The 8,074-nt window shown below is 63.9% G+C and carries 10 protein-coding genes and 1 pseudogene; 6 read left to right on the plus strand and 5 right to left on the minus strand.

Annotation, left to right across the window (positions count from 1 at the left end; all coding sequences use genetic code 11):
- Window positions 1-46: 46 nt before the first annotated feature.
- The gene (blaOXA, locus tag AC0L3K_RS28640) at window positions 47-865 is read left to right on the plus strand and encodes a class D beta-lactamase (protein ID WP_219684091.1); all 819 of its coding nucleotides are present in this window, start codon (window positions 47-49) and stop codon (window positions 863-865) included.
- Window positions 866-930: 65 nt separating this feature from the next.
- Window positions 931-1,587, plus strand: a complete 657-nt coding sequence (locus AC0L3K_RS28645) for a carboxymuconolactone decarboxylase family protein (protein ID WP_007603060.1) — start codon at window positions 931-933, stop codon at window positions 1,585-1,587.
- Between the two features lie 108 nt (window positions 1,588-1,695).
- On the opposite strand, the gene AC0L3K_RS28650 is transcribed toward AC0L3K_RS28645, so the two are convergent.
- The 3 genes from AC0L3K_RS28650 to AC0L3K_RS28660 form a co-directional block, all read right to left on the minus strand.
- The gene (locus AC0L3K_RS28650; protein WP_007603061.1) at window positions 1,696-2,691 is read right to left on the minus strand and encodes a dienelactone hydrolase family protein; all 996 of its coding nucleotides are present in this window, start codon (window positions 2,689-2,691) and stop codon (window positions 1,696-1,698) included.
- A gap of 79 nt (window positions 2,692-2,770) precedes the next feature.
- Window positions 2,771-3,364 (minus strand): hypothetical protein, encoded by a 594-nt coding sequence (locus AC0L3K_RS28655; protein ID WP_035994713.1) that lies wholly within the window; start codon window positions 3,362-3,364, stop codon window positions 2,771-2,773.
- Between the two features lie 150 nt (window positions 3,365-3,514).
- The gene (locus tag AC0L3K_RS28660; protein WP_354129016.1) at window positions 3,515-3,919 is read right to left on the minus strand and encodes a DUF4260 domain-containing protein; all 405 of its coding nucleotides are present in this window, start codon (window positions 3,917-3,919) and stop codon (window positions 3,515-3,517) included.
- A 148-nt stretch (window positions 3,920-4,067) separates the two neighbouring features.
- On the opposite strand from AC0L3K_RS28660, the gene AC0L3K_RS28665 reads away from it, so the two are divergent.
- Together AC0L3K_RS28665 and AC0L3K_RS28670 are read left to right on the plus strand one after the other, a co-directional pair.
- Window positions 4,068-5,600: an acyl-CoA carboxylase subunit beta gene (locus tag AC0L3K_RS28665; RefSeq protein WP_007603066.1), complete on the plus strand. Its 1,533-nt coding sequence runs from the start codon at window positions 4,068-4,070 to the stop codon at window positions 5,598-5,600.
- Between the two features lie 122 nt (window positions 5,601-5,722).
- Window positions 5,723-6,070: a hypothetical protein gene (locus AC0L3K_RS28670; RefSeq protein ID WP_354129015.1), complete on the plus strand. Its 348-nt coding sequence runs from the start codon at window positions 5,723-5,725 to the stop codon at window positions 6,068-6,070.
- A 10-nt stretch (window positions 6,071-6,080) separates the two neighbouring features.
- Here AC0L3K_RS28670 and AC0L3K_RS28675 read toward each other — a convergent pair whose 3' ends face one another.
- Together AC0L3K_RS28675 and AC0L3K_RS28680 are read right to left on the minus strand one after the other, a co-directional pair.
- On the minus strand, window positions 6,081-6,233 hold the full coding sequence (locus tag AC0L3K_RS28675; protein WP_007603069.1) for a hypothetical protein: 153 nt from the start codon (window positions 6,231-6,233) through the stop codon (window positions 6,081-6,083).
- A 170-nt stretch (window positions 6,234-6,403) separates the two neighbouring features.
- A complete protein-coding gene (locus AC0L3K_RS28680) occupies window positions 6,404-7,051 on the minus strand; it encodes a glutathione S-transferase family protein (RefSeq protein ID WP_354129014.1) in 648 nt (215 codons plus the stop codon).
- A gap of 130 nt (window positions 7,052-7,181) precedes the next feature.
- Between AC0L3K_RS28680 and AC0L3K_RS28685 the strand changes: the two are divergent.
- Both AC0L3K_RS28685 and AC0L3K_RS28690 read left to right on the plus strand, forming a co-directional pair.
- Window positions 7,182-7,497 (plus strand): annotated as a pseudogene (locus AC0L3K_RS28685) (hypothetical protein).
- A gap of 137 nt (window positions 7,498-7,634) precedes the next feature.
- Window positions 7,635-7,913 (plus strand): twin-arginine translocation signal domain-containing protein, encoded by a 279-nt coding sequence (locus AC0L3K_RS28690; protein ID WP_473367307.1) that lies wholly within the window; start codon window positions 7,635-7,637, stop codon window positions 7,911-7,913.
- The last annotated feature ends 161 nt before the right edge of the window (window positions 7,914-8,074 follow it).

Genomic DNA, 8,074 nt, shown 5'->3' on the forward strand with positions numbered 1-8,074 from the left:
ACGGCTTCATGGTCGGGTCCATTTTATCGTTCAACGGACATCGCTCTTGCTCACCCGCCGTTCGACTCTCGGTCTTCTCGCCGCAGCCGCGATCCTGCCATCGCGCGCACTCGCTCACGTCGCGCCGCCGCGCAACGAGATCCGTGACAGCCTTGCAAAGCGCTTCACCGACCTCAACACGGCCGGGACGTTCGTCGGCTACAAGGTCGAGGACTATCTGATCGTCGCCAGCGACAAGGAACGTTCGGGCGAGGCGAAGCTGCCGGCTTCGACCTTCAAGATTCCGAACTCGCTGATCGCGCTCGAAACTGGCGTCGTCACTGATCCCGACAAGGACGTATTTCCCTGGGATGGCGTGAAGCGTCCGATCGAGGCCTGGAACAAGGACCACACGCTGCGCAGCGCGATTCTCGTGAGCGCGGTGCCGGTCTATCAGGAGATCGCGCGCCGGATCGGGCAAGAGCGCATGCAGAAATACGTCGATCTGTTCGACTACGGCAATCGCGACATCGGCGGCGGCATCGACCAATTCTGGCTCACCGGCGCCTTGCGCATCGATCCGGTCGAGCAGGTCGATTTCGTCGACCGGCTGCGCCGTCGCGCGCTGCCGATCTCGAAACGCAGCCAGGATCTCGTCGCTGACATCCTGCCGGTGACCAAGGTCGGCGATAGCGTCATTCGCGCCAAGTCCGGGCTGCTTGGTGCAGAGCGCGGCGAGCCGTCGCTTGGCTGGATGGTGGGCTGGGCCGAGAAGGGCGAAGCGCACACCGTGTTCGCGCTCAATATGGACTGCAAGGAGCCGCGTCTGGTCGGTGAGCGCATGCCGCTGACGCAAGCCTGCCTTGCCGAGATCGGCGCGATCTAGCGCTACCGCGCGAGCGCCGCTCGACTAGCATCCTCCGGGTCAAGAAAAAACCGGGAGGACACAACATGAACTCAACGCCGCTCTGGCTGTCGTCGCTGACGCTTGCTGCCGCGGGCGGCTGGCTCGCCGCTACGATGTTTGCCGCTCCCGCCACCAGCAGGGAGCCGCGCTTTCCGCAGCTCACGATGGACCAGCTCGACGCCAAGCAGAAGCCGCTCGGCGAGCAGATCATGAAGGTCTCGAGCGTGGGCATCGGCGGGCCCTACAATCCGATGATCCGCAGCCCGGTGCTCGGCCAGCGTCTGTTTGACCTGTTCCACTATCTGCGCTGGGAGACCTCGGTCCCGACAAAACTCAACGAGTTCGCGATCCTGATCATCGGGCGGCAATGGCGCTCGCAGGTCGAATGGTACGCCCATGCGCCGCTCGCGGCGAAGGCGGGCCTGTCGCCCGACGTCATCGCGGAGCTGATGGCCAATAAGCGGCCTGCGAACATGGCCGAGGACGAGGCCGTGGTCTACGATTTCGTCACTGAGCTCACCACGACGAAGAAGATCGGCGACGAAACCTTTGCGCGCGCGAAGAAGGTGTTCGATGACCAGCAGATCGTCGACCTTACCGCGGTCGCCGGCAATTACGTGATGGTCGCGATGCTGCTGGCAATGGCGGAGGAGACCGTGCCGCCGGACAAGCAGGAGCCGTTCAAGCCGGGCGAGCCGTAAGAGCGCGTCATTGCGAGGAGCGAAGCGACGAAGCAATCCAGACTGCCGCTGCGGAAAGATTCTGGATTGCTTCGCTGCGTTCGCAATGACGGAGTATGTCGCGCTGGCCTAACCCAGCTTGAACAGCGCCTGCAAAAACTCCACCACGGCCTTGCGCGACTCGGCGGCAGTCGCGGGATTGCCGCCGACATGCGGATTGAGCTCGACGCAGGAATCCTTGTACGTGAATGGCGCTTTCGTATCGGCGTTCATCAGCACGCCGCCATCGCCTTCCTTGATCTGGCAGCTGCGTACCGTCTGCGCGCCCGTGGACACGGCAACCGTATTGACGCCGAGCAGCCCACTGTCAAAACCATGCGCGCTGTCGGGGTATTCGGTCAGCACCACGTCGCGGCCGGCCGTCTTGAGCCGCTCAACGAAAGCCTTGCAGCTCTTGACGGGATTGTAGTCGTCGGGCGTGCCGTGAAAGATGCGGATCGGGCGCACGGCGACGTCCGTGTCGTTCTGATAGGTCGTCGAGCAGTCGGGGTAGAACGGAATGTAGGCGGCGAACTGGATGCCGGACTTGTTCCAGAGCTTGTGGAAGCGCTCGAGGCTCGCATAGAGCGTCGCCTGTCCGCCGCGTGAAAAGCCCATCAGCACGATGCGATCAGGATCGACGCGGGGATGTTTTGCGAGGATCTCCAGCGAGCGGTAGATGTCGATGACGAGGTTGAGCCGGCCGAGCAGAGCCTGGTTCGGCCCCACCACCGTCAGCCCGCGGCCGGTAAAGCCGTCGATCACGAAGGTCGAGATGCCCATGGCGTTGAACGCGTGCACCCAGGCTTCGGTGGTGGTGCCGACGCCGCTCGAGCCGTGCATCAGCACCACGACGGGGAGTTTTCCGCTGCCTTGCGCCACGCGGAGTTCGCCTGCGACCGTCACCGGCTTGCCGGCCGCGGCGTCGCCGCTCAGGAATTGCTGGTCGGAGAGGGTGAGCGAGGGGATCGGGTAGATCTCGGCGCGGGTGGCGACTTCCCTGGGAAGCGATTGCGCGTTGGCGCAAATGCCGACGAACAGCGTTGAAATGCAGAGCGCCATGGCGACGCGGAATGCCGTCGGCATCGGATCCTCCCCCGTGATTTTCAGTGAGTAGAACAACAGGCCTGCGCGCTGTCAAATTGACGCAAGCCGGCGGTTCGCCTCAGGCGGGATCGACCTTCTTCACCGTCAGCGCCTGGTCGATCGCAAAACCGCCAATCTCGCTCATCGCCTGCGAGATCACGTCGCCCTTGCGGGCAAAGCCGGCGAAGAGGAAATCGAACTGGGTGCGCGCCAGCCGCAGCACCTCGATCGGCACGGAGATTGCGGTCTCGTTGAAGCTGTCGACCGAGGCGTGCAGCGTTTCCAGCTCGCTTGTGAGCTGGCCGATATGGCTCTCGGCGTGCTGCATCAGGCCGACAAGCTTGCCGCGCTCGGCATCGAATGCCGCGCGCTCGGCCGCCGCGGCCGAGGTGACCTCGGCAAGCTGGCTGCGCAGCCCGTCGATTTGCTTGACCATGGCGTCGGACGCCATCTCACCGGCCTCGCGCAGCTCGCTGTTGCGCGTGTTCTCTTCGTGCTCCCGGTGATAGAGGCGTTCCGCCGACATCGCCCGTTGCGTCAGCGACTCGATCAGCGCGGCCGCGCGCAGCAGCATCTCGCCGTTCCGCCCCGACACCATGCTGGCCATGCGCCGCAGGAAGTCCGTGGTTTCGGACGATGGGTTCGGCGGCAGGGGAACGACCGTCGCGGACATGGGGTGATGCTTGCAGCCGGAAATGATGACCGCCGCCGTACCGACTGAGCTCACGCAACATTCGGCGCCTGATCGTAAACGTGAGCAAGCCTGAATCGGCAGGTCCGGTCAACCGGAGCGGGCCGCCAAATTTACGGGCAGCGCGTGGGGTCAGGTATCCTTCTGCCGGCCGATCCGGCCGAGATGGGTGAAGCCGAACCCGGCCGAATATTTCAGGCCATAGCCCAGTGCCCGGTCGAGGCCGATATGGGCGAGCCAGATCAAGGCGATGGACAGGGTGAGCGGCGAGGCGAGGCCGAAGCCGAGCGTCAGCAGCGCGACCGGCGCCATGTAGCTGTGGGCGGCGTTGTAGACCATCGCGCCGAGTTTGGCGTCCGACAGATATGCCAGGAAGCTGAGATCGGGGACGAAGAACAGCAGGGCGAACACGAGCCATGAGCCGTCCCAGGCCCAGTAGAGCATCACCATCCCCACAAACAGGGTCAGGCCCTCCAGCCGCAGCAGGATGTTGACGCCGCCCGTCGCCGCGCCGGTCTCAGCCGTTCCTTCGGTCATGCTCGTCTCCCAGGCAAAACTTTGTAATTCCTTGCGCTTTCCCGCTGCGGCAAGGCAGCCCTGCGGGACCGAAAGCCGCTTCCCGGCCCGCAAAATGCCGTGTTAGAACCCCGGCAATCGCATTTAGGCTAAGAACTGGCGGGAGCAAATGAAGAATATCCTGGACGCCCTTGAAGACCGTCGCGCCGGCGCAAAGCTCGGCGGCGGTGAGAAGCGCATCGAGGCGCAGCACGCCCGCGGCAAGCTGACCGCGCGTGAGCGTATCGAGCTCTTGCTCGACAAGGGATCGTTCGAGGAATTCGATATGTTCGTCGAGCACCGCTCCACCGAGTTCGGCATGGAGAAGAACAAGGTGCCCGGCGACGGCGTGGTCACCGGCTGGGGCACCGTCAACGGCCGCAAGACTTTTGTGTTCGCCAAGGACTTTACGGTGTTCGGCGGCTCGCTCTCGGAAACGCACGCGCTGAAGATCACGAAACTCCAGGACATGGCGATGAAGGCGCGTGCGCCCATCATCGGCCTCTATGATGCGGGGGGCGCCCGCATCCAGGAAGGCGTCGCAGCGCTCGCCGGCTATTCCTACGTGTTCCGCCGCAACGTGCTCGCCTCCGGCGTGATCCCGCAGATCTCCGTCATCATGGGCCCCTGCGCCGGCGGCGACGTCTATTCGCCTGCGATGACCGACTTCATCTTCATGGTGAAGAACACCAGCTACATGTTCGTCACCGGCCCGGACGTGGTGAAGACCGTCACCAACGAGGTCGTCACGGCGGAAGAGCTCGGCGGTGCCTCGGTGCACGCCACGCGCTCCTCAATAGCCGACGGCGCCTTCGAGAACGACGTCGAGACGCTGTTGCAGATGCGGCGCCTGATCGACTTCCTGCCGTCCAACAACACCGACGGCGTGCCGGAATGGCCGAGCTTCGACGACATCGGCCGGGTCGACATGTCGCTCGACACGCTGATCCCCGACAATCCGAACAAGCCCTACGACATGAAGGAGCTGATCCTCAAGGTCGTGGACGAGGGCGACTTCTTCGAGATCGCGGACGCTTTTGCCAAGAACATCGTCACCGGCTTCGGCCGCATCGCGGGCCGGACGGTAGGCTTCGTCGCCAACCAGCCGATGGTGCTCGCCGGCGTGCTCGACTCTGACGCCTCGCGCAAGGCGGCGCGCTTCGTGCGTTTCTGCGATGCCTTCAACATCCCGATCGTCACCTTCGTCGACGTGCCGGGCTTCCTGCCCGGCACCGCGCAGGAATATGGCGGCCTGATCAAGCACGGCGCCAAGCTGCTGTTTGCGTACTCGCAGTGCACCGTGCCGCTGGTCACCATCATCACTCGAAAAGCCTATGGCGGCGCCTTCGACGTCATGGCCTCCAAGGAGATCGGCGCCGACATGAACTATGCCTGGCCAACCGCCCAGATCGCGGTGATGGGCGCCAAGGGCGCGGTCGAGATCATCTTCCGCGCCGACATCGGCGACCCCGACAAGATCGCCGCGCGCACCAAGGAATACGAAGACCGCTTCCTGTCGCCCTTCATCGCGGCCGAGCGCGGCTACATCGACGACGTCATCATGCCGCACTCGACCCGCAAGCGGATCGCGCGGGCGCTGTCGATGCTGAAGGACAAGAAGGTGGAAACGCCGGCGAAGAAGCACGACAATTTGCCGTTGTAGAGCGCACTTGTAGCCCGGATGAGCGTAGCGACATCCGGGTTTTCTATCCAAGTCCCGCATGTCGCTTCGCTCATGCGGGCTACTGATTCTGTTTCTGAGTTGGCATCCTCGATCCAAATCCAATGACCGACAGCGATCCGACCGACGCCATTTCCGACATCGAAGCGCGTATCGAGGCTTTGGCCGAGATTGCCGAGCGCTGCCGGAAGTACATCCTGGCATCCAAGCTCGCGATCGGTGGCGGGGCTGCGCTGTTGCTGATCACGATCCTCGGCTTGTTCGGGATGGGTCAGACCGCCGCGCTCGGATCGATCGCTCTGGTGCTCGGCGGGATCGTCTCGCTTGGTTCGAACGTCAGCACGCTGCGGCAGACGGAGGGTGCGATCGGTGATGCGGAGGCGCTTCGGTCTCAACTGATCAGCCGCATCGACCTTCGCGTGGTCGCGGATGCGCCGATGAAGCTCGTGTAACTGAGCAGCCTTACGCCGCAACCCTGCGCGACAGCACCTGCAGCTCCTCGCGGCATTCGGCTGCGAACGCCTGAAGCTGCTCCGCGGTTTGCCGGTCGAGGATCGCTTTTGCCAGTCTTTCGGCGCGGGCAAGCTGGTCTCTGAGATATGCGATGCGGGCCATGTGTCACCTTCCGCAGGGTTGATTTGATGGCCGAGCCTACGGCCGCCGTCGGGCTAGTTATGTGCGGAGCATCACGTTCGGTGCGTAGGGTGGATTAGCGACAGCGTAATCCACCAAGGTTCATCGGATAGGGAAGTGGCGGATTACGCTTCGCTAATCCGCCCTACGAACTACGAACGCGCCGCGTCCGCCGCGGCGAAATGCGCCATCTGGTCGGCGTGGGCCTTGGCGAAGGCCGGGCGGGCGGTGGCGCGCGCGACGTAGGCGCGGCAGGCCGGATGCTCCGTGAGCCCGTCGAAATGATCGACGAGGCGCAGCACGTCCGCCATCAGGATGTCGGCGACGGAGAACGTGCCTGCCAGCCATTCGCGGTTGGCCAGCACCGCCTCCATGTGCTGGAGGCGGAGTTTGAGGAAGTCGTCCACGAATTTCCACGCCGCCGTGGTCGGATGTCCCATGAACTTCGACATCCCCCAGGGCAGGCTTGCCATCTCCACCGAATTGAGTGCGGCGAACAGCCATTTCGTCGTCTCGGCGCGGCCGCGCGGGTCTTTGGGCATCAGCTTCTCGCTGCGGTCGCCAAGATGCAACAGAATCGCGCCGGTCTCGAAGATGGAGATGTCGCCGTCGGTCAGCCATGGCACCTGGCCGAACGGCTGGTGCGCGAGATGCGCAGCGCCGCGGTCGTCGAACGGCACGCTGGCGACGCGATAGGGCAGGGCGGCTTCTTCCAGGGCCCAGCGCACGCGAAGATCGCGCACCCAGCCTCGCGGTGGTTCGGGAACCCAATTGAAAGTGGTCAGGGTGAGGTCGGCCATTTGCTGTCTCCGTGTCCTGGTTCGAAGCAAAGGACGAGCGAAGGGCGCACATTCCGACACCGGTGCCACTCTTTTTTGTCGTCCGCGACGTCACCGGCTGGTCTCACCCCAAACAACAGAAGCAAATCCGATGCCGTCAGCCTTCTTCGTCGTCCGCGCCATCGTCCCCGATGCCCGGCAGGCGCGCCGCCTTTGACAGATGGTACGAGACGGAATATCTGCCCGACGCGGTGAAGGCGTTCGGTGTGGCTAAGGCCTGGCGGTTCTGAAGCCTCGACGATCCGCCACTGCATCAGGCGATGTATCAGTTCGAGAGCGAGGCTGCGCTGCACGCCATGTTGAAGGGCGATGCGCTGACGCAGCTGGTGGCCGATTTCAACCGCGATTGGCCCGACGTGACGCGCACGCGCGAGTTGCTGGTGCTGGCGCAGGAGTTTGGGAAATAGAGCACCGGGCTACGGCGCTGCGAATCCTCCCTGTCACCTGCGCAACGAAGCTGAACGCGCGATTCAGCTTCGGTTCATGTCGTCGCCGCGACACTTCCTCTGCATCACTGGCACGACCATCCAAGAGGAAAGAAGTCATGGAGCGCCGGAGCTTTTTAAAATTTGCAATCGGTGTCGCGGCCGGAGCTGCCGCGTTCACCACTGCCGCACAGGCCGCGCCGCTGGCGCCGCAGCCGCTCGGTGATGGCAGGATGCCGCAAGGTAATCCCGACGCTCATCCCGCAGTCACCAGCAGCGAAGAGGCCGCGCAGTTGAAGCCGGAGCAGGTGCACTGGCACGGCCATCACCGTCATTGGGGTTGGCGCCGCCGTCACTGGGGCTGGCATCGCCGGCGCTGGCACCGCCGCCATTGGTAAGCTTCGCGCTAAGCGAGGCTCGAACGGGGACCGCGATCACGGTCCCCGTTCTGATTCGAAGCATCCCGGTGCGACGTCAGGCGCTCTGAGCCTCCCCTAAATCGGTGGACACCTATAGCTTAGACAGCAAGAGGTGTCAGATGACGAAACGGCAGCGACGT

The sequence above is a fragment of the Bradyrhizobium sp. MI1.10 genome (genome assembly GCF_055811035.1).